At 65.9% G+C, this 19496-nt stretch carries 17 protein-coding genes; 8 read left to right on the forward strand and 9 right to left on the reverse strand.

Going from position 1 to position 19496, the window contains the following annotated elements; all coding sequences use genetic code 11:
- Nucleotides 1–44 precede the first annotated feature (44 nt).
- The 3 genes from ASC45_RS04020 (at nucleotide 45) to ASC45_RS04030 (ending at nucleotide 2135) form a co-directional block, all read left to right on the forward strand.
- A complete protein-coding gene (locus ASC45_RS04020; RefSeq protein WP_211263344.1) occupies nucleotides 45–734 on the forward strand; it encodes a Bax inhibitor-1/YccA family protein in 690 nt (229 codons plus the stop codon).
- Between the two features lie 27 nt (nucleotides 735–761).
- Nucleotides 762–1085, forward strand: a complete 324-nt coding sequence (locus ASC45_RS04025) for a TFIIB-type zinc ribbon-containing protein (RefSeq protein ID WP_055449735.1) — start codon at nucleotides 762–764, stop codon at nucleotides 1083–1085.
- 69 nt (nucleotides 1086–1154) lie between these two features.
- The gene (locus ASC45_RS04030) at nucleotides 1155–2135 is read left to right on the forward strand and encodes a TerC family protein (protein WP_055449736.1); all 981 of its coding nucleotides are present in this window, start codon (nucleotides 1155–1157) and stop codon (nucleotides 2133–2135) included.
- Here ASC45_RS04030 and recQ read toward each other — a convergent pair.
- The 3 genes from recQ to ASC45_RS04045 are packed head-to-tail and all read right to left on the reverse strand — an operon-like array spanning nucleotide 2116 to nucleotide 5832.
- Entirely contained in the window at nucleotides 2116–3960 is a 1845-nt protein-coding gene (gene recQ / locus ASC45_RS04035) for a DNA helicase RecQ (protein ID WP_055449737.1), read from the reverse strand. The genes ASC45_RS04030 and recQ overlap by 20 nt on opposite strands.
- Before the next feature lie 31 nt (nucleotides 3961–3991).
- The gene (gene rocF, locus ASC45_RS04040) at nucleotides 3992–4912 is read right to left on the reverse strand and encodes an arginase (protein WP_055449738.1); all 921 of its coding nucleotides are present in this window, start codon (nucleotides 4910–4912) and stop codon (nucleotides 3992–3994) included.
- Nucleotides 4909–5832: an LOG family protein gene (locus ASC45_RS04045; protein ID WP_055449739.1), complete on the reverse strand. Its 924-nt coding sequence runs from the start codon at nucleotides 5830–5832 to the stop codon at nucleotides 4909–4911. Before ASC45_RS04045 ends, rocF begins: the two co-directional genes overlap by 4 nt.
- Nucleotides 5833–5991: 159 nt before the next feature.
- Here ASC45_RS04045 and ASC45_RS04050 point away from each other — a divergent pair, with 159 nt between their 5' ends.
- Entirely contained in the window at nucleotides 5992–7629 is a 1638-nt protein-coding gene (locus ASC45_RS04050) for an APC family permease (protein ID WP_055449740.1), read from the forward strand.
- A gap of 46 nt (nucleotides 7630–7675) precedes the next feature.
- Here the strand turns inward: ASC45_RS04050 and ASC45_RS04055 are convergent, their stop codons facing one another.
- Nucleotides 7676–9139, reverse strand: a complete 1464-nt coding sequence (locus tag ASC45_RS04055) for a sensor domain-containing diguanylate cyclase (RefSeq protein ID WP_055449741.1) — start codon at nucleotides 9137–9139, stop codon at nucleotides 7676–7678.
- Between the two features lie 197 nt (nucleotides 9140–9336).
- Between ASC45_RS04055 and ASC45_RS04060 the strand changes: the two genes are divergently transcribed.
- On the forward strand, nucleotides 9337–10323 hold the full coding sequence (locus tag ASC45_RS04060; protein ID WP_055449742.1) for an aldo/keto reductase: 987 nt from the start codon (nucleotides 9337–9339) through the stop codon (nucleotides 10321–10323).
- 116 nt (nucleotides 10324–10439) lie between these two features.
- Entirely contained in the window at nucleotides 10440–12341 is a 1902-nt protein-coding gene (locus ASC45_RS04065; protein WP_245609943.1) for a sensor domain-containing diguanylate cyclase, read from the forward strand.
- An 18-nt stretch (nucleotides 12342–12359) separates the two neighbouring features.
- Here the strand turns inward: ASC45_RS04065 and ASC45_RS04070 are convergent, their stop codons facing one another.
- From ASC45_RS04070 to yjgA, 5 genes are all read right to left on the reverse strand, one after another.
- Nucleotides 12360–13496, reverse strand: coding sequence for an ABC transporter ATP-binding protein (locus ASC45_RS04070; RefSeq protein WP_055449744.1), 1137 nt, complete (start codon nucleotides 13494–13496; stop codon nucleotides 12360–12362).
- The gene (locus ASC45_RS04075) at nucleotides 13484–14263 is read right to left on the reverse strand and encodes an ABC transporter permease (protein ID WP_245609944.1); all 780 of its coding nucleotides are present in this window, start codon (nucleotides 14261–14263) and stop codon (nucleotides 13484–13486) included. The genes ASC45_RS04070 and ASC45_RS04075 overlap by 13 nt, the downstream gene beginning before the upstream one ends.
- A 240-nt stretch (nucleotides 14264–14503) precedes the next feature.
- Entirely contained in the window at nucleotides 14504–15469 is a 966-nt protein-coding gene (locus ASC45_RS04080; protein ID WP_055449746.1) for an extracellular solute-binding protein, read from the reverse strand.
- A gap of 80 nt (nucleotides 15470–15549) precedes the next feature.
- Complete coding sequence (gene mog / locus ASC45_RS04085; protein WP_055449747.1) at nucleotides 15550–16179, reverse strand: molybdopterin adenylyltransferase; 630 nt, start codon at nucleotides 16177–16179, stop codon at nucleotides 15550–15552.
- A complete protein-coding gene (gene yjgA / locus ASC45_RS04090; protein ID WP_055449748.1) occupies nucleotides 16157–16729 on the reverse strand; it encodes a ribosome biogenesis factor YjgA in 573 nt (190 codons plus the stop codon). The genes mog and yjgA overlap by 23 nt, the downstream gene beginning before the upstream one ends.
- A gap of 89 nt (nucleotides 16730–16818) precedes the next feature.
- Here yjgA and pmbA point away from each other — a divergent pair, with 89 nt between their 5' ends.
- Nucleotides 16819–18174 carry a metalloprotease PmbA gene (gene pmbA / locus ASC45_RS04095; protein WP_055449749.1) on the forward strand — a complete coding sequence of 452 codons (1356 nt, stop codon included), beginning with the start codon at nucleotides 16819–16821 and terminating at the stop codon, nucleotides 18172–18174.
- A 235-nt stretch (nucleotides 18175–18409) separates the two neighbouring features.
- Nucleotides 18410–19492 carry a TRAP transporter substrate-binding protein gene (locus ASC45_RS04100; protein ID WP_055449750.1) on the forward strand — a complete coding sequence of 361 codons (1083 nt, stop codon included), beginning with the start codon at nucleotides 18410–18412 and terminating at the stop codon, nucleotides 19490–19492.
- Nucleotides 19493–19496 lie beyond the last annotated feature (4 nt).

A 19496-nucleotide genomic window follows, 5' to 3' on the forward strand; every position in this document is an offset into this window, starting at 1 on the left:
GGCTCTAGAGTTCGTGCTGTTTTCCTCTTTCATCGGAGTTCGACATGAACGAAAGCAATGCCTGGGGCAAGAGTGCCATGGTGTATTCCACCGGCACGGCTGCCGATTCCATTCCTGCGCACCGCGTGCTGCGCAATACCTACGCCCTGCTGGCGCTGACGCTGACCTTCAGCGCGGCGGTGGCCGCGGCGAGCGCCGCGCTCAAGCTGCCGCATCCCGGCATCATCCTCACGCTGGTGGGCTATTTCGGCCTGCTGTTCGCCACCTACAAGTTGAGCAACAGCGCCTGGGGTCTCGGCGCGGTGTTCGCGCTCACCGGCTTCATGGGCTACACGCTCGGCCCCATCGTCAACCACTATCTGGCGATGCAGGGCGGAAGCGAGATCGTGGCCATGGCCTTCGGTGGCACGGCGCTGATCTTCTTCGGTCTCTCGGCCTGGGTGCTGACCAGCAAGCGCGACTTCAGCTTCATGGGCGGGTTTCTGTTTGCCGGCATGATCGTCGCGCTGCTGGCGGGGCTGGCTGCGGTGTTCTTCCAGATGCCCGCGCTGTCGCTGACAGTGTCGGCCGCGGTGGTGCTGCTGATGTCGGGCATGATTCTGTTCGAGACCAGCCGCATCGTGAACGGTGGCGAGACCAACTACATCCTCGCCACAGTGAGCCTGTTCGTGAGTATCTTCAACCTGTTCACCAGCCTACTGCAACTGCTCGGCTTCATGGGCAGTGACGAGTAAGTCTGGCGAACTGCAAGGAGGTTTCGTATGCAATGTCCGCACTGCCCAGGCACGACGCTGGTGATGGCCGAGCGTCACGGCATCGAGATCGACTACTGCCCGAAGTGCCGCGGCGTCTGGCTCGATCGCGGCGAGCTCGACAAGATCATCGAGCGGGCCGCGGCAGCCGAGGGCCAGCCGGTTTCAGCCAACCCCGGCCATGCCTCGGCCCCCATGCCTCAGAGGCCGATGCCGCGTCAACCGGATTTTCAGGACAGCGATTTTCGCCAGCCGCACCACGACCCACGCTACGGCCAGCAGCCCTACCGCAAGCGCAAGTCGCTGCTGTCCGACCTGTTCGATTTCGATTGACACACTGCGCTCCTTCCGTGTCATTCCTTCGGGGCTTCGGCCCCGTTTTTTACATCCTGCTTCCGCATCATGGACTTTCTGCACGCTTCCTTTCTGGGCTATGCGATCTGGCTCTGGCTGGTTTTCGCCGGCGTGGTCTTCACGCTTCTGGCGCTCGATCTCGGGGTCTTGCACCGCGACGGCGGCGAAATCGGTGTGACCGAGAGCCTGTGGCTGTCGGCGGGCTATATCGCGGTTGCCGTGGTGTTCGGCGGATGGCTGTGGTGGCAGGTGGGGCCGCAGCAGGGCATGGACTATTTCACCGCCTACGCGGTGGAAAAAAGCCTGTCGCTGGACAACGTGTTCGTGATCTCGCTGGTGTTCGCCGCCTTCGCCGTGCCCAGGCAGTACCAGCACCGGGTGCTGTTCTGGGGCATTCTGGGGGTGATCGTGCTGCGTGCCCTGCTGATCGGCGCCGGTGCCACGCTGGTGCAGCAGTTTCACTGGATTCTCTACCTGTTCGCGGCCTTCCTGATCTACACCGGCATCAAGATGCTGTGGGCCGCCGACCATGCGCCCGACCCGATGCGCAACCCGGTGCTGCGTCTGATCCGGCGTGTGGTTCCGGTGACGGACCGGCTGCACGGCAACGCGTTCTGGGTGAAGCAGTCCGACGCCAGCGGCCGCATGCGCCGCCTTGCTACGCCGCTGTTCATGGCGCTGGTGGCGGTGGAACTGGCCGACCTGGTGTTTGCGGTGGACAGCGTGCCCGCGGTGTTCGCCGTCACTGCCGACCCGTTCGTGGTCTACACGAGCAATATCTTCGCCATTCTGGGCCTGCGTGCGCTGTACTTCGCTCTGGCGGCCATCCTGCACCGTTTCGCCTACCTGAAGTACGCGCTGGCGCTGGTGCTGGTGTTCATCGGCGGCAAGATCATCGCCGCCGAGCTGATCGGCAAGGTTCCTTCTGCCGTCAGCCTGGCGGTGACCTTCGGGCTGCTGGCGGCGGGCGTGCTGTTCTCGCTGTGGAAGACACGCGGCGCGGCGCAGGTCACGCCTGCTGAGCAATGACCTCGAGCAACGCTGCTCCGTAGGTGTCGCGCTTTTTGTCGCCCACGCCGGGGATGCCGCGCAGGGCCTCCAGGCTGTATGGGCGGGCCTGCGCGATGGCTTGCAGCGTGGCGTCGGGGAACACCACATAGGCGGGCACGCCGTGCTCCTTGGCCGTGGCGGTGCGCCAGGTGCGCAGGTGAGCGAACAGTTCGGCGTCGGCGCTCGACAGGGCCTGCATGGCCAGGCGTGTGCCAGTGGATGCGGTGCTGCCGCTGCTGCTGCGCCGTCTGCGTTCGCTGCCGGGTTCGCGGTGCTTGAGGTGGATGCGCTGCTGGCCCTTGAGCACGACCCGGCTGGCTTCGGTGAGGTGCAGCACGTTGAAATGCGCGGCGTCCACTTCGATCAGCCGTTGTGCGGCGAGCTGGCGCAGCAGCAGGCGCCAGTCGGTTTCGCTCAGGTCGGCGCCGATGCCGAAGGTGGACAAGCCATGATGGCCGTGCCGTTCGGTCTTTTCGGTGCGCTTGCCGCGCAGCACGTCGATGATGTGGCTGGCCGCAAAGCTGGTGCCGCTGGCCTGGCGGCAGCGATAGATGGTGGAGAGCAGCTTCTGCGCAGCTTCGGTGGCGTCGATGAGTTGGGGCGGGTTCAGGCAGTTGTCGCAGTTGCCACAGGGCGTGCTGGTCTCGCCGAAGTAGGCCAGCAGGCGCACGCGGCGGCAGTCGGCGGCCTCGGCCAGCGCGAGCATGGAATCCAGCTTGGCGGTGGACAGGCGCTTGTACGCGTCGTCGGCGTCGGACAGTTCGATCAGGCGGCGCTGCTGCACCACGTCCTGCAGGCCGTAGGCCATCCACGCGGTGGCGGGCAGGCCGTCGCGCCCGGCGCGGCCGGTTTCCTGAAAATAACCTTCGATGGACTTGGGCATGTCGAGGTGGGCGACGAAACGCACGTCGGGCTTGTCGATGCCCATGCCGAAGGCGATGGTGGCCACCATGATGATGCCGTCTTCGTCGAGAAAACGCCGCAGGTGCGCTGCGCGCGTGGCTGCGGGCAGACCGGCGTGATAGGGCAGGGCGCGCAGGCCGTGGCCCGACAGCATCTCGGCCACTTCCTCCACCGTGTTGCGCGACAGGCAGTACACCACGCCGCAATCGTGCGCATGCTCGGTGCGGATGAACTGCAGCAGCTGCGCGCGGCCGTCGCGCTTTTCCACCACGCGGTAGCGGATGTTGGGGCGGTCGAAACTGGAGACGAACTCGGTGCCGTCATGCAGCAGACGTTGCACGATCTCGCGCCGTGTGGGCTCGTCGGCGGTGGCTGTCAGCGCCACGCGCGGCACCTCGGGCCAGCGCTCGCGCAGGATGGCGAGCTGGCCGTACTCCGGGCGGAAGTCGTGGCCCCACTGCGACACGCAATGCGCTTCGTCGATGGCGAACAGGGCGATGCGCAGATCGGCCAGCAGGGCGAGACCCGAGTCGCTCAGCAGCCGCTCCGGCGCCATATAGAGCAGGTCGAGCTCGCCCATGTGCGCGGCGCGCTGCACGGCGCGGGCCTCGCTGGCATCGAGCGTGGAGTTGAGGAAGGCGGCGCGCAGCCCCAGCTCGCGCAGCGCGGCCACCTGGTCCTGCATCAGCGCGATCAGCGGCGAGACGACGATGCCCACGCCGTCGCGCAGCAGCGCCGGAATCTGGAAACACAGCGATTTGCCGCCGCCCGTGGGCATGAGCACCAGGGCATCGCCACCGGCAACGACATGGTCGATGGCCTGGGCCTGCAAGCTGCGGAAAGCGGTATAGCCCCAGACATGCTGCAGAGCGTCCAGGGCGGTGGGGAACTTCGAGGGCATGGCGCTATTGTCGCAGCGCCACGGTGCTGATTTATCGGCGCATCAGCGTCGATTTGCCGAACAGGCTCTCGATCAGATCGACCGCGACTTCGGCGGTGCGGTTGCGCACGTCGAAGGCCGGATTGAGTTCGACCACATCGAGCGAAGCCAGCAACCCGGTGTCGGCGATCATTTCCATGCACAACTGCGCTTCGCGGTAGGTCGGGCCGCCGCGCACCGTGGTGCCCACGCCGGGGGCGATGTCGGGATCGAGAAAATCGACGTCGAAGCTCACATGCAGGTGGGTGTCGGCATCGAGCCCGGCCAGCGCCTGGTTCATCGCCTCGCGCATGCCGTATTCGTCGATGAAGCGCATGTCGAAGACTTCCAGCCCGGCGGCGTGCACCAGGCGCTTTTCCTCGGCGTCGACGCTGCGGATGCCGATCTGCCGGATGCAGTCCGCCTGCAGCTGGGGTGCGGGGCCGCCCAGCGCGGTCAATGCCTGTGGGCCGTTGCCGTAGAGACAGGCCACGGGCATGCCGTGAATATTGCCGGTGGGCGTGACGGTATGGGTGTTGAAATCGGCATGCGCGTCGAGCCACAGCACGCGCAGCTTGCGGCTCTTGGCGCGGCAATGTTGCGCCACCGCGCTGAGCGAGCCGATGGCCAGACAATGATCACCACCCAGCAGCAAGGGCAGGGCATCGGCACGCAGAGCCTCGCTCACGGCCCGATGCACCGCGGTGTTCCAGGCGATGACCTCGGGCAGGTGACGATAGCCTGCCACCGGGGGCTGCCACGGATTGTGCGGGCCGACCAGGTTGCCGGTGTCGTGCACCGTGAGGCCCTGGCCGCGCAGGGCGCGGTCGATGCCGGCCACACGCATCGCCTCGGGCCCCATGGAGGCCCCACGATCACCCGCGCCGATGTCCGTGGGCGCGCCGATGAGGTGGACGAGGTTTGGTGCGTTCATTCAGACTCTGCAGCTTCAGTGTCTTCCTTGGCTGCTTCCAGCTCGAACGCCTGCGACAGCACGTCCCAGGCCTGCTCGGCGGTCTCGACGAAGTGAAACAGATGCACGTCTTCCGGCGAGATCATGCCGGTTTCCACCAGGAAGTCGAAGTTGATCAGCTTGCGCCAGAACGACTCGCCGAACAGCAGGATGGGGCGGCGGCGCACCTTGCTCGCCTGGGTGAGGGTGAGTACCTCGAACAGTTCGTCGAGCGTGCCGAAGCCGCCGGGGAAGCACACCAGCGCCACCGAGCGCATGAGGAAATGCATCTTGCGCAGCGCGAAATAGTGGAACTGGAAGCACAGCTCCGGCGTGATGTAAGGGTTGGGGTGCTGCTCGTGCTGCAGCACGATGTTCAGGCCCACGCTCTTGCCGTTGGCTTCGGCCGCGCCGCGGTTGCCCGCTTCCATGATGCCGGGGCCACCGCCGGTGACGACCACCAGCGGCGCATCGGCTTCGCAGGTGGCGCGGGTGACGATGGTGGCGAAGCGTCGCGCCTCCTCGTAGTAGTGCGACATCTCGACCTGCATGCGGGCGCGGGTGACCGCCAACGCGTCGCCCTTGGCGATTGCCTGGGCCAGACGCTGCTGCGCCGCGTCGCGCGGCAGGATGCGGGCGCTGCCGAAGATGACGATGGTCGATTCGATGCCGTGCTCGGTCTGGATCAGCTCGGGCTTGAGCAGTTCGAGCTGCATGCGCACTGCGCGCATCTCTTCGCGCAGGATGAACTCGGTATCGGTGAACGCCAGCTTGTAGCTGCTGCCCGGCTGGTCGTATGGCGAGGGCTCGACGGCGACGATGGCAGCATCTTCTCCCGCGCTGGGAAAGTTGCGTTCGGTGAGATGGCTGCGCCGGTGGCGCAAGAGGCGTTGCTTGTTCATGGGGAAAGGATAGCGAATCGCCGCAGACGAGCTAGCAGGTAGGGGCAGCATCGGCAATGAGATGTTTCGCAGGGCCGTGACCGTTACGTTTTCAAACGGCATTGCGCCGAGCATCGGCCTAAAAAGTGGAGCATCAACCATGAAAAAAAGGAGACAGCCATGGCAAGCGTTCATCTAGGCGACATGCCGGCACCTGCATCGCAGGGCAAAAATATCCGGAAGGCCGCAGGCATCTGGAGCCTGCTGTTTGCCAGCCTCACGGCCATCATCGGCTCGGGCTGGCTGTTTGCGCCGCTGACGGCCGCCACGCAGGCGGGGCCGGCGAGCATCCTGTCCTGGGCCATCGGCGGCGCGGCCATTCTGGTGCTGGCCTTCGTCAATGCCGAGCTCACCAGTTCGTTTCCGGGCATGGGGGCGGTGATCACCTTTCCCAAACTCAGCCACGGCCATCTGGCCGCGGCGGTGGTGAGCTGGGTGGTGTTTCTCGGCTACGTCACCGTGGCCCCGGCGGAAGTGCTGGCGGTGGTGACCTACGCCAACAACTACCTTCCCGGCCTGGTCGATACCAAGACCTCGCTGCTCACCGATACGGGCATGGCCGTCAGCGTGGCGCTGCTGGGCCTGTTCATTCTCATCAACGCCTGGGGCGTGCGCGCTCTGCTGCGCCTGGGCAACACCCTGATGATCTGGAAGCTCATCATTCCGGTGCTGTCCATCGTGGCGCTGATGCTGGCGTCGTTCCACGTCGGCAACTTCACCTCGCAGGGTTTCGCGCCGTTCGGCGCCAAGGGCACCATCGCGGCGATCGCCACCTCGGGCATCGTGTTCAGCTATCTCGGTTTCCGCCAGGCCATCGAACTGTCTGGCGAGGCCACCAACCCGCAGCGTGATGTGCCCATCGCCATCATCGGCTCGGTGCTCATCGCCGGGGCGATTTTCATCATGCTGGAAGTGGCGCTGATCGGCGCCGTGAGCCCGGCTGACATCGCCCAGGGTTGGGACAAACTGCACTTCACCGGCGTCTCCGGCCCGTTCGCCGGATTGGCGGTGATTCTGGGCATGAGCTGGCTGGCCATCCTGCTCTACATCGACGCGGTGGTGTCGCCTGCGGGCACCGGTCTGGTGTACGGCGGCACCACCGCGCGGGTGGTCTACGCCACGGGCAAGGACGGCCTGTCCACGCCCTGGTTCGCCAAGCTGAATAAAAACGGCGCACCGTCCACCGGGTTGTGGATCACCTGGATCGTGGGCATACTGTTCTTCCTGCCCTTCCCGTCGTGGCAGAAGATCGTGACCTTCATCTCCTCGGCCACGGTGCTGGGCTATGGCATCGGCCCCGTGGCGCTGATGACCCTGCGCCGCAGCCTGCCACTGGGTACCTATCCGCGCCCCTACACCCTCAAAGGCGCCGGGCTGTGGGCGCCGCTGGCGTTCATCGTGTCGAACTTCATCATCTACTGGTCGGGCGCCGGCACCGACAACTTCCTGTTCGGCGGTCTGGCGGTGATCTTCGTGCTGTTCGTCATCGGTCAGGCGATCACCCACGGCGGCAAGCTCAGCCACCTGCAATGGAAAGGCGCATGGTGGCTGGCGCCCTACTTCCTTGCCATGTGGCTGGTGACTTACCTCGGCCCGAAGGATCTCATCGGCGGCACGGGCCTGCTGACCTTCTATCAGGGCATGGTGGTGGTGGTCATCATCAGCATCGCCATCATGGCCCTGGCCGTGGCCAGCGGCCTGCCCGAGCCGGAGGAGGCGCGCGAGATGATCGCGATGACCGGCCGGACGCGCCGCTGACCGTTTCCCGATGCTGGCGGGTCGTTGAATGCGGTCCGTCAGCGCTTCAACCCTGCCGCCGGTTGAAGTCGGTCTGGTCGTAGAACGACCGTTTCGCGGCGTACATCTGCTGATCGGCGCGGTTGATGGTGGTTTCCAGGCGCTCGCCCGCCATGCGGGTGGCCACGCCCATGGAGAAACTGAGCCGGGGCGTTTGATAGAACTGGTTGTTCAGTTCCACGAGCTCGAGCAGACGCTGGCTTAAAGCGCGGGTGGCGGCGACGTCGAGGTCGGGCAGGAGCAGCACGAACTCATCGCCGCCCACGCGGGCGGCGACCTGCGGCTTTTCCACCAACTTGGAGAGTACTTCGCCAGCCCGACGCAGCAGGGCGTCGCCTGCTGCGTGGCCGAGCTCGTCGTTGACTGCTTTGAGGCTGTTGAGGTCGAGCATGAGCACGCTCACGGGCCAGGCGTCCTTGCGTTCCAGGCGGTTGATTTCGTCGGCGAAGAAAGTGCGGTTGCGCAGGCCGGTGAGCACGTCGTGCGTCCCAAGATATTCGAGGTAGGCCTCGGCTTTTTTTCGCGCGGTGATGTCGGTGAGCGAGACCAGCACCATGGCCCAGTCGTCGGTGTGTCCGGGCATGACGGCGAACTGCATGTGGGCATGGATGGTCTGGCCGTTCAGGTGGTAGTTGATGATCTCGCGCTGCTGCGTAAGCCTGCCGTGCCACAGGTCGATGAGCTGGTCGGCGAAATGCACCCGCATGTCGTCGCGAAAAATGTGCTGCAGGTTGCGCAGCAGGTGCGCCCGGTCGGAGGCGCCCACCAGATCGAGGGTTTGCTGGTTGACGTCGAGCACGCGGATTTCCTGCATGCAACGGTCGATGAATTCGGGGTGCACGCGCAGAAAGGTGGTGAAGTCAGTAATGCCCTGCGCGCGCAACAGCTCCAGCAGTTGGCGCACCGCGCTGAAGTCTTCGACCCACAGCGATACGGGCGAATGCTTGAAGAGGCCGCGCGCGTATTGTTCGCTCGAGTGCAGTTGGCGCTCGGCGCGAAGGCGGTCGGAGACGTCCTCGATGGCGAACAGCACCCGGCTCCAGCTGGCTTCATGGCCCGGCAGAACGTGGGCGTTGAGCTGGACATCGAGGCGCCGACCGCTCAAGGTGTAATTGACCGTCTGGCTGCTGTAGCGGGTGGCGCCGTTCCAGAGCTGCAGCAGTTCTTCCAGATGTTCGCGGTGCATGTCGTCGCGGAACACACGGTCGAGGTTGGCCTCGAGATGCTCCAGATCGCGCGCCTCGAACAGCTCGAGGGTGCGGCGGTTGACCTGCAACACCTTGATGCGCGCAGCGCACTCGGCCACGCGTTCGGGCCTGTCCTGCAGCCAGGCCCGCAGATCGCTGACGCCCTGGGCACGCCACTGGTCGAACAGTTCTCGCAGGGCGCTGAAGTCTTCCACCCACAACGAGACCGGCGCAAGTTCGAACAGATCGGCGAGGTTGTTCTGCTGCAGGGTAGGCGCGGTCATGGACAGGTGGGACGTTTGGGATGAGTGCGGCCGATTTTAGGAAGCGCACACCGCTCGTCAGCGTGAGGATGCTCTCGGAAACAGACGGTTGCGTGAACTTTTTCCGGTTTACCGCCGGTAACACCGCATCCGAGCATGAACCGATAGGCTAAGACTCGATGCCCGCGGTTGAGGCGGGCGAAGCAGGAGAAACAGCAATGCAGTACCGACAATTGGGCGCTGACGGGCCGGATGTCTCGGCTCTCGGTCTGGGATGCATGGGAATGTCCGAGTTTTACGGGCAGGGCGACGACGCCGAATCGATCGCCACCATTCACCGCGCACTCGATCTCGGCGTGAATTTGCTCGATACCGCCGATATGTACGGCGTGGGGCGTAACGAAGCGTTAATCGGCCGCGCCATTGTCGGACGCCGAGATGCCGTGTTTCTGGCGACCAAATTCGGCAATATGCGTGGGCCGAATGGCGAGTTTCTGGGTGTGAACGGTCGCCCGGAGTATGTGCGTGCATGCTGCGAGGCCAGCCTGAAGCGTCTGGGCGTGGACGTCATCGATCTGTATTACCAGCACCGGGTCGATCCGAACGTGCCGATCGAGGAGACCGTGGGCGCCATGGCCGATCTGGTGCGCGCGGGCAAGGTGCGGTATCTGGGCCTGTCCGAAGCGGCGCCTGCGACGCTGCGGCGGGCGCATGCCGTGCATCCGATCTCGGCGCTGCAATCGGAGTATTCGCTGTGGTCGCGCGATCCCGAGGGCGAGTTGCTCGACACCGTGCGCGAGCTGGGTGTGGCCTTCGTCGCTTACAGCCCGCTGGGGCGCGGCTTTCTCACGTCGCAGATCCAGTCGCTCGACGATCTGCCCGAGGACGACTGGCGCCGCCGCTCGCCGCGATTCCAGCCCGACACGTTCGCGCGCAATCTGCGTCTGGCCGAGACGGTGCGGCACATGGCCGAAGCGAAGAACTGCACGCCGGCGCAGTTCGCGCTCGCGTGGCTGCTGGCTCAGGGCGACGATGTGATCGCCATTCCGGGCACCAAGCGGCGTCGCTATCTGGAGGAAAACGTCGGCGCGCTGCGGGTGCGGCTGAGCACGGCCGACCTCATCCGCATTCATCAGGCGGTGCCACCCGGCGCGGCCATCGGCGAGCGCTACCCTGAGGCGGGGATGCAGGCAGTGAATCGCTGAGGGGCGGCGCGGGCGTCGGCGCGGGGGAGAGCCCTGCCCAACGGCTGTAATGGGCGGGCAACGCCGGGCTTGATCCGGCAGATTTTGTGTCGTTATGTCAGTAACATGCTCCGTCATTGCTAGACGACGACACCCTTATGCAGGCCGCTGCGCTTCCTGACGACTCCATCCTCCACACCCTGACCTCGGCGGAGCGCCCGCTGCCTTCGCCCAGCGTAGTCGCGCTCGAGCTGATGCGGGCGCTCGACCGGCGCGACCTGGGGATGCGCGACATTGCCAACATCGCCCGCAAAGATCCGGCGCTGGTGGCGCGCATGATCCAGCTGGCCAATTCGGCCATTTTTGCCGGGATGCGACCGGCCGTCGCCATCGAGGAAGCGGTGCTGCGCATCGGCACCGGCGGGCTGGCTCGGCTGGCGATTGCCATGTCGCTGATGCAGGCCAGCCGCGCCTCTTCGGTGGAAGGTTTCGATCTGCGGCGTTTCTGGATGACATCCATCCAGCGCGGTCTGGTGTTTCAGTATCTGTCGCAGCGCGTGGGCAAGATGCCCAGCGCCGAGGCGTTCAGCCTGGGCCTGCTGTCGGACGTGGGTCTGCTCGCCATGGCGGTCAGCTTGGGAGCCGAGGCGGTCGCGCCTGCCGAGACTGTCGACGCCCAGGCGCTGCGCGATTGGCAGCGCGAGCGCAACGGTTTCAACCAGGATGACGCCAGTGCCGTGCTGCTGCACCACTGGGGCTTTCCGCTGGTGCTCGCGCAGGCGGCACGCGCGCGGCCCGCGCACGAGCCGCAGCAGCAGGGGCGCGAAGCCCGGCTGGCCGAATGCGTGGCGCTGAGCCGCGCGCTGGAACTTCGTACCGAGGACGCGGCGTCCGACATCCCGGCAATGCGGCGCCTGGCCGAGCACCTCGAACTCGGCGAGGATGATCTGCAATCCATGCTGGCCAGTGCCGCGCAGGACATGGCGAGCATGGCCTCGGTGTTCGACATGACGCTTGATGCCAAAGAGATCGACGCCGAGTTCGATCGGCTGCGTCGCGCCCTGTCGTCGCCGCCGCTGCAGATCGACACCTTGGCCGAGCAGTTGCTCATCGTGTCGCCCGACGCCGAATTGCGGGGCAGCGTGCGCCGGGTGCTGGAGGCCGAGGGGCACGGGGTGATGGAATGCGAAGACGCCGAGGCGGCGCAGGCCATTCTGCAAGTCGAAGGGCCGCGAGTCATCGTGCTCGACTGGGCCGATGCCGAGGGCGTGGCCGCACTGTGTCGCCGTCTGCGGCGGGAAAAGGGGCCGCGGGTGTATGTGCTGGCGCTGTCACGCGAGACCGAACAGAAGGGCGTGCTCAGCGCTCTCGATGCCGGGGCCAATGACGTGCTGTTCGCCCCCGTGTCTTCGCAGTTGCTGGCCGCCAAGGTTCAGACCGGTGCGCGTGCCACGCGCGTGCTCGCCGCGGCCGAAGCCGAACGCATGCACAGCCTGCGCACCCAGCGCAGCCTGGAGCAGCGCAACGCCGAGCTGATGCAGGCCGCCGGCACCGACGAGCTGACCGGACTGGGCAACCGCCGCGCGCTCGACGCCTTTCTGCCCACCGCCTTCGCCCAGGCCGTCAGCGACCGGTTGTCGCTGGCCTGCCTGATGTTCGACCTGGACGATTTCAAGATCATCAACGACCGCTTCGGTCACGACGTCGGCGATCAGGCGCTGCGCGCCGTGGGGCGGGTGCTGCGGCAGCAGTCGCGCGGCATGGATTTCGTCGCCCGCGTCGGCGGCGAGGAGTTTGTGATGTTCTGCCCGCAGACCGAGCAGGCCGCTGCTGTGAGCGTGGCCGAGCGCATTCGCACCGCCATCGCTGCGCCGCAGGACGATCTGCCGCCGATGTCGGTCAGCGTGGGCGTGGCTGTGGGCGTGGCCGGTTATGTCAACGCAGCCGAACTGGTGCGCGCGGCCGACCAGGCCTTGCTGCAGGCCAAGCGGCAGGGCCGAAACCGTGTCTGCGTGGCGCCGGCGAAAATGCCGCAATAGGCTTCAGCGCGGCCCTGATCAAGGCAGCAAATGCAAGTCCTGCGGGCGCAGGCGCAGCAACAGGGCATCGCCAGCGCGCACGTCCAGGGAGCGCCAGGCCGCAGGCAGGGCGAACGCCTGCGCCTGCAGGCCGCAGCGCAAGACGCAACGCAACCGCCACAGCGCCCCTTCGCAGCGGGCGTCGATCAGCTCCGCATCGAGATCGATGGCGTCGTCCTGCGGTGGCGTGTCGGCTCGCAGTGCCTGCAGATGCTCGGCCCGTACCGCCACGGTGCAGCGACGCGCGGCCAGCGCATTCGGCGGCGCGCTCGCCCGACCTGGCAAGACCAGCACGGTCTGGCCGTTCAGACCCAGGCGTAGCATGTCGGCCGGTGCTGCGTCGGCGGGTTCTAGCAGTTCAAGTGGCCAGAGGTTGTCCACCCCAGTGAGTCGGGCGGTGCGCAGATCCGCCGGTCGCTCGAACACGGTTTGTGCAAGGCCGGTCTGCAGCAGGCGGCCGTTGTCGAGCACACCCACCTGATCGCCCAGCAGTCGGGCATCTGTGGGATCGTGCGTCACCAGCACGGTGGGACGACCACGCTGGCGCAGCAGCTCGGCCACGGTGAGGCGCAGCGCGGGGCGCGATTCGGGGTCGATGGCGGAAAACGGTTCGTCGAGCAGCAGCAGATCGGGCGCCCCCACCAGCGCGCGCGCCAGCGCCACGCGCTGCCGCTGGCCGCCGCTGAGCTGGCCCGGCAGCAGATCCAGCCAGGGGCCGATGTCCAGGGCGTCGATCAGGGCGTCGAGCGGCGCCTGCGCACCGCGGCCGAAACGCAGATTGCGCCGCACCGTCCAGTGCGGAAACAGCGCATCGCGCTGGAACATATAGCCGATGCGACGCTGCTCCGGAGGCAGATGGGTCAGCTCGCGCCCGCCCAGATGCAGGCTGCCGGCGCGTGCGGGCAGGAAGCCGGCCAGGGTGTCGAGCAGGGCGCTCTTGCCTGCACCGTTGTGGCCGAGCAGCGCCAGGGTTTGTCCCTCCGCCAGATGCAGATCGGCCGGGCTGGATCGCCATGCTCCCACGCCCCATTGCAGTCCACGCAGCACGAGGTCGGCGGCGCCGGGCCGCGACCGCGCTGCAAACGCCGTAGCGGCAGGGTGTGTCAACGCGGCCACGTCGCCTGCGGCGCTCGACGTGTGCCGAGCAGCCGCATCCCCCAAAACAAGGCCATGACCACCAGCAGGAACAGCACCGAGGCTGCCACCGACTGCCGCAGTCCTGACTGCAGGAACAGGTCGTAGATGCGGATCGGCGCCGTCATCGGGTAATAAGCCAGCAGCACCACCGCGGCGAACTCGCCGATGGCGCGGGCGAAGCACAGCGTCAGACCCGTGGCGATGCCCGGGCGGGCCAGCGGCAGGGTGACGGCACGAAACACCGCCCAGGGTGTAGCGCCCTGAATGCGCGCGGCGCGCTCGATCTGCGGATCGACGGCCTCGAAACCCGCGCGGGCGGCATTCACCGCATAGGGCAGTCCGACGTAGCTCATCGCCAGCACGATGCCGGCAAAAGTGCCCCAGAATTCCAGGCCGATGTGCGCCAGCGGCCCCCCCAGCCAGCCGCTGCGGCTGAACACCAGCAGCAGCGCAATACCGGCGATGGTGTGCGGCATGGTCAGCGGCAGATCGACCAAAGCCTCCACCGCGCTCTTGCCTCGAAAGTGCTGCCGCGCCAGCACATAGGCCAGCGGCACCGCGAACAGCGCCGCCAGTACCGTGCTGGAGAACGCCGCCGCCAGGCTCAGGGCAATGGCGCTGCGCACATCAGCCATGGCCGCCACCTGCCTGAGATCGGCCAGCGTGGGGTGCAGCAGCAGCGCGAGCAGCGGCAGGGCGATGAAGGCCAGAAGGGTGGCCCCCATCAACCAGAACGCCCAGAACATCGGGCTCAACGAACCGCGCCGCATGCCGCGTCTACAAAAACGCCGCGCTCAGCGTCGGCTCTCGGGGTGGGCTCATCAGCCTCCCGCCGGGCCGCTCCAAGGGAGGCTGGCCCCTTGAGGGGGGAGCCAAGCGCAGCGCAGGCTCTCGGGGTGGGCTCATCAGCCTCCCGCCGGGCCGCCCCAAGGGAGGCTGGCCCCTTGAGGGGGGAGCCAAGCGCAGCGCAGGCTCTCGGGGTGGGCTCATTGTGGCCACGCCACGGTGAGTTTGCGCAGGTCGGCGGGAACCTTGTCGCGGTGCATGGCGTAGGGCTGTTTCAGGGGAATGAAGCCGTTGGCCGCAATCACCTTTTGTCCCTCGGGGCCGAGCACATAGGCGATGAACTCCTGCGCCAGCTTGGGGTGGGGGGCTGAGTTGGGAATGGTCAGCGCGTAGATGATCGGGCGGCCGGTCAGGGTGCCGTTCTTGGTCTGGGCGGTGGCGCGGGCGTAGTCGGCGTCGTACTTCGGGTCGCTGAGGTTGATCTGCGGCGGCAGGTCGAGCGACTCCATGTGGTGCTGCACGGCATCCGAGCGGTAGATGGCCAGGTAGTCGATCTGCCCGAGTTCGAGCGCCGAGATCAGGTCGGTTTCGGTATCGCGCATATTGCTCTGCGGCGAGTTGGCGAGCACCTTGGCTTCGAGGTCGGGTTGCTTGTAATACTTGCTGGCCAGATCGAGCATCTGCAGGGTCTGGTAGCCCGAGGGATCGGTGTCGGGGTTGGAGCGCCCGATCTGCACCCCAGGTGCGGACAGCACTTTCCACCAGTTGTCGGCGTTGATGTCCTTGGCACCGCGGCTCTTGGGGGTGTAGATGAAAGTGATGGCGTTACCCAGGAAACCGATGGACCAATCCGCCACAGGTTTTCCGCCCTCATCCCCCTTGAACATGTATTTGGGAATGACCGAGTAGTCGGCCACGGCGACCACATCGGCCGGTTGATGCAGCACGGTGACCTGCTTGACCATTTTGACGCTGCCGCCGAACTGCGGTTGCACCGTCACCCCCGGGTGCAGCTTTTCGAAGCCGCGCGCCAGGGTGGTGAAGGTCTTGCCCAGCGTGCCGGCGGCAAAGACGGTCAGGGTTTCGGCTTGTGCTGCGGTACCAACGCAAGCCGCGGTAAGAACCAAGGCGGTCAGGGTATGGCGGGCGAATTTCAGTGAGTGCATGGAGGTCTCCTGTCGTTGTGCATTTCGAGCATAACGCAAGGACACCGGGTGCGCTGCATCCCGGTTGCGATGCGGCAGAATCAGCCCGCCGTGCTGGGCGGGCGCTGCGCCGACTTCGGACGGAAGGCCACGCAGACGGCGGGGTCGGTCTCCATGTAGGGGCCGCCGATCAAGTCGACGCAGTAAGGCACTGCGGCGAACAGCCCTGGCACGACTTGGGCCCCTTCAGCATCGCGCACGCCTTCGAGGGTTTCAGCGATGGATTTGGGCTGTCCCGGCAGGTTGATGATGAGGGTGCGTCCGCGAATGACCGCGGTCTGCCGCGACAGGATGGCGGTGGGCACGAAGTGCAGGCTGATGCGGCGCATCTGCTCGCCGAAGCCCGGCATTTCGCGGTCGGCGACGTCGAGCGTCGCCTCGGGGGTGACGTCGCGCGGCGCGGGGCCGGTGCCGCCGGTGGTCAGCACCAGATCGCAATGCTGCGTGTCCACCAGGTCGACCAGGGTGGAGGCGATTTGCAGACGGTCGTCGGGAATCAGCCGCTCTTCCCAGGTGATGGGGTTGCGCAGCGCGCGGCTGAGCCATTCGCGCAGCGCGGGCAGACCTTTGTCTTCGTAGATGCCGCTGCTGGCGCGGTCGCTGATGGAGACGATGCCGATGCGCAGTGCATCGGCCTGGACGAGGGGTTCAGAAGCTGGGGAGAGGTTCATCGTCTGCAGGGTGGCTAGGGGTATCGTGGGCGGCGATGGCCGCCTTGACGAACTGGAACAACTGGCGGGTCAGCCGCGGCGGTTTGTCTGTACCGATTTCGGCGCGGGCGCCGCGCACGAGCTGGCGCAGTTGCTGGGCGTCGGTGCCGGGGAATTTGGCGAGGAAGGCGGTTTGCGCGTCGTCGTCGGCCAGCAGGGTGTCGCGCCAGCGTTCCAGCGCGTGCATGCGGGCCACGCTGGCGCGGTCGTCCTGGCGCGCGGCGGCGAGGAAGGCGCGCACCGCGTCGGCATCGGCAGTGCGCATCAGTTTGCCGACGTAAAGCGTCTGCCGCTTGCGCGCGCCGTGGGCGGTGATGCGCTGGGCTTCGAGCACGGCTTCGCGCAAGGCGTCGGGCAGGTCGGATTGGCGAATGGTGTGCGAGGGCAGGGCGATGAGCTGCTCACCCAACTCCTGCAGCGCGAGCATGTCGCGCTTGACCTGGCTTTTGCTCGGCGGGCGGTCATCGGTTTGCTCTTCGGTAGAGTCGATGGGGCGATGCGGGAATTTCATGGCTCTTATTATCTGCCGGGTTGATGCGCGCTCTGGTCGCCTGTCCATCCCGGATAGCGCGCCGGGCCGCTAAAAAGGAATGCCATATCGTGGGACGTTTCGCCTACAGCAAAGCACAATTTCAGGATCTCGCCCAGCAGGCTCTCGATCTGGCGCGCAAAGCCGGAGCCTCGGATGCGCAGATCGAAGTGTCCGAGGGCCAAGGCATGTCGGTCGGCGTGCGCAACGGCCAGACCGAGAACGTGGAGCACAACCGCGACAAGAGTCTGTCCATCACCGTGTACGACGGCCAGCGTCGCGGCCATGCCAGCACCTCCGATTTTTCCGCCGAGGCCATCGCTCGCACCGCTCAGGCAGCTTTCGATATCGCCCGCTATACCGCCGAGGATGATTGCGCCGGACTGCCCGAAGCCGAGCAACTGGCCATCGGCCGCACCGCATCAAACCTGGACCTCTATTACCCCTGGGATCTCACCCCGCAGGCCGCAGCCAAGCTGGCCTTGCGTGCCGAGCGGGCCGCTTTTGCCGTCGACCCGCGCATTCGCAACAGCGAGGGCGCCAGCGTCTCGGCGCAGGAATCGCACTTCGTGCTGGCCAACAGCCGCAGTTTCTGCGACGGCTACGCCTCGTCCTCGCACAGCCTGTCGTGCGCGCCGATCGCCGGCAGCGGCGACGACATGCAGCGCGATTATTGGTGGACTTCTGAATGCGACCCTGCCGATCTGGCCACGCCCGAGGCCGTGGGTCGCTATGCCGCCGAGCGGGCCTTGTCGCGCCTGAAAGCACGCAAGCTCTCGACGCGCAAGTGCCCGGTGCTGTTCGAGTCCCCTCTGGCCTCGGGCCTGATCGGCAGCTTCACTCATGCCATCAGCGGCGGGGCGCTGTATCGCAAATCCTCGTTTCTGCAGGGCAGCATGGGACAGCAGGTCTGGGCCGACCACATTGATCTGATCGAAGATCCAACCCTGCCCAAGCGTCGTGGCAGTGCCCCGTTCGACAGCGAAGGCGTGGCGACCGCCAAGCGCACCTTGGTGGAAGGCGGCGTGGTGCAGGGCTATCTGCTGGGCACCTACTCCGCACGCAAGCTGGGCATGCAGACCACGGGCAATGCCGGTGGCGCTCACAACCTGCGCCTGCAGAGCCGACTCACCCAGCCCAAGGATGATTTGCCCGCCATGCTGCGCAAGCTCGGTACCGGGCTGTTCGCCATCGAGCTCATGGGTCATGGCGTCAACTACGTCACCGGCGACTATTCGCGTGGGGTCATGGGGTTCTGGGTGGAGGGCGGCAAGATCCGTTACCCGGTTCAGGAGATCACCATCGCGGGCAATCTGCGCGACATGATGCGTCAGGTGGTCGCCGTCGGCGCCGACACCCACACCTACGGCAGCAAGACCACGGGCTCCGTGCTGATCGAAGAGATGACCGTGGGTGGCGCGGGCTGATCGTTCTGCGCCGCAGATGCGAGGCCGCCTTCGGGCGGCTTTTTCGTGGTCTGTGCTCTGCGCAAATGGATGTCTCCAAGGCAAAGCAGCTTTACGCCGAGGTCAGGAATCGTTCGCGCTTACCCGTAAGGATGCGGATAGTTACAGAAGTTACGATCTATCCATCGGGTCAGCAGCTTCGCGCTGTACAAGAAATCACAGCCCGGTACCTTTCACTTTCCTTTTCGGAGACTCCATGGAACGTCGTTCGTTCGTCAAACACGCCGGCCTTGCCGGTATTCTTGCCGCCGGTTCCGCGCCGGCCGTCATGGCCCAGCAGGCGGTGCGCTGGCGCCTGGCCTCCAGCTTTCCCAACTCGCTCGACACGATCTATGGCGCGGCCAACGTGTTCGCACAAAAGGTCAAGGAACTGACCAACGGCAAGTTCGACATCTCGGTGCACGCCGCCGGTGAACTGGTGCCTGCGTTCGGCGTGGTCGATGCCGTGCAGCAAGGCACGGTGGAGTGCTGCCACACCGCGCCGTACTACTTCTTCGGCAAAGACCCGACCTTCGCGCTGGGCGGCACCGTGCCGTTCGGTTTCAACTCGCGCCAGATGACGGCGTGGATGTTCCAGGGCAACGGCCTCAAGCTCATGCGCGAGTTTTACAGCCAATACAACTTCATCAACTTCCCGTGCGGCAACACCGGGGCGCAGATGGGCGGCTGGTTCCGCAAGCCCATCAAGAGCCTGGCCGACATGAAGGGCCTGAAGATGCGCATCGGCGGTTTTGCCGGCAAGGTGATCGAGCGCATCGGCGTGGTGCCGCAGAACATTCCCGGCGGCGATATCTACCCCTCGCTGGAGAAGGGCACCATCGACGCCGCGGAGTGGATAGGTCCTTATGACGATCTGAAGCTGGGTTTCTACAAGGTGGCGAAGAACTATCTTTATCCGGGCTGGTGGGAAGGCGGCCTTGAGCTTGACCTCTATGTCAACCAGAAGGCCTACAACGCCCTGCCGGCCGACTACAAGGCGGCCGTCGATGCCGCGACGGCCTACGCCCACGTCAATATGCAGGCCGCCTATGACGCCAAAAACCCTCCGGCGCTCAAGGAACTGGTGGGCAAGGGCGCCAAGCTACAGGGCTTCCCCAAGGACGTGATGGAGGCGGCGTACAAGGCGGCCAATGACGTCTACAACGAGCTGTCTTCGAGCAACCCGCACTGGCGCAAGGTCTACACCGACTGGGTCAAGTTCCGCAACGACGAGATCCTCTGGTTCCGCTTTGCCGAGAATGAATTCGACCGCTTCATGTCCACGCGCAAGCTCACCTGAGGCA

The organism is Thiomonas bhubaneswarensis (assembly GCF_001418255.1).
Lineage (GTDB): Bacteria > Pseudomonadota > Gammaproteobacteria > Burkholderiales > Burkholderiaceae_C > Thiomonas > Thiomonas bhubaneswarensis.

Bases quoted from the DNA above. Each gene is read 5' to 3' on its own strand.
- rocF (WP_055449738.1), bottom strand. From the start codon at position 4,912: ATGAACGCACCAAACCTCGTCCACCTCATCGGCGCGCCCACGGACATC.
- ASC45_RS04075 (WP_245609944.1), bottom strand. From the start codon at position 14,263: ATGTTCTGGGCGTTCTGGTTGATGGGGGCCACCCTTCTGGCCTTCATC.
- yjgA (WP_055449748.1), bottom strand. From the start codon at position 16,729: ATGAAATTCCCGCATCGCCCCATCGACTCTACCGAAGAGCAAACCGAT.
- ASC45_RS04060 (WP_055449742.1), top strand. From the start codon at position 9,337: ATGCAGTACCGACAATTGGGCGCTGACGGGCCGGATGTCTCGGCTCTC.
- ASC45_RS04100 (WP_055449750.1), top strand. From the start codon at position 18,410: ATGGAACGTCGTTCGTTCGTCAAACACGCCGGCCTTGCCGGTATTCTT.
- ASC45_RS04025 (WP_055449735.1), top strand. From the start codon at position 762: ATGCAATGTCCGCACTGCCCAGGCACGACGCTGGTGATGGCCGAGCGT.
- ASC45_RS04030 (WP_055449736.1), top strand. From the start codon at position 1,155: ATGGACTTTCTGCACGCTTCCTTTCTGGGCTATGCGATCTGGCTCTGG.
- ASC45_RS04045 (WP_055449739.1), bottom strand. From the start codon at position 5,832: ATGAACAAGCAACGCCTCTTGCGCCACCGGCGCAGCCATCTCACCGAA.
- ASC45_RS04050 (WP_055449740.1), top strand. From the start codon at position 5,992: ATGGCAAGCGTTCATCTAGGCGACATGCCGGCACCTGCATCGCAGGGC.
- ASC45_RS04055 (WP_055449741.1), bottom strand. From the start codon at position 9,139: ATGACCGCGCCTACCCTGCAGCAGAACAACCTCGCCGATCTGTTCGAA.
- mog (WP_055449747.1), bottom strand. From the start codon at position 16,179: ATGAACCTCTCCCCAGCTTCTGAACCCCTCGTCCAGGCCGATGCACTG.
- recQ (WP_055449737.1), bottom strand. From the start codon at position 3,960: ATGCCCTCGAAGTTCCCCACCGCCCTGGACGCTCTGCAGCATGTCTGG.
- ASC45_RS04020 (WP_211263344.1), top strand. From the start codon at position 45: ATGAACGAAAGCAATGCCTGGGGCAAGAGTGCCATGGTGTATTCCACC.
- ASC45_RS04080 (WP_055449746.1), bottom strand. From the start codon at position 15,469: ATGCACTCACTGAAATTCGCCCGCCATACCCTGACCGCCTTGGTTCTT.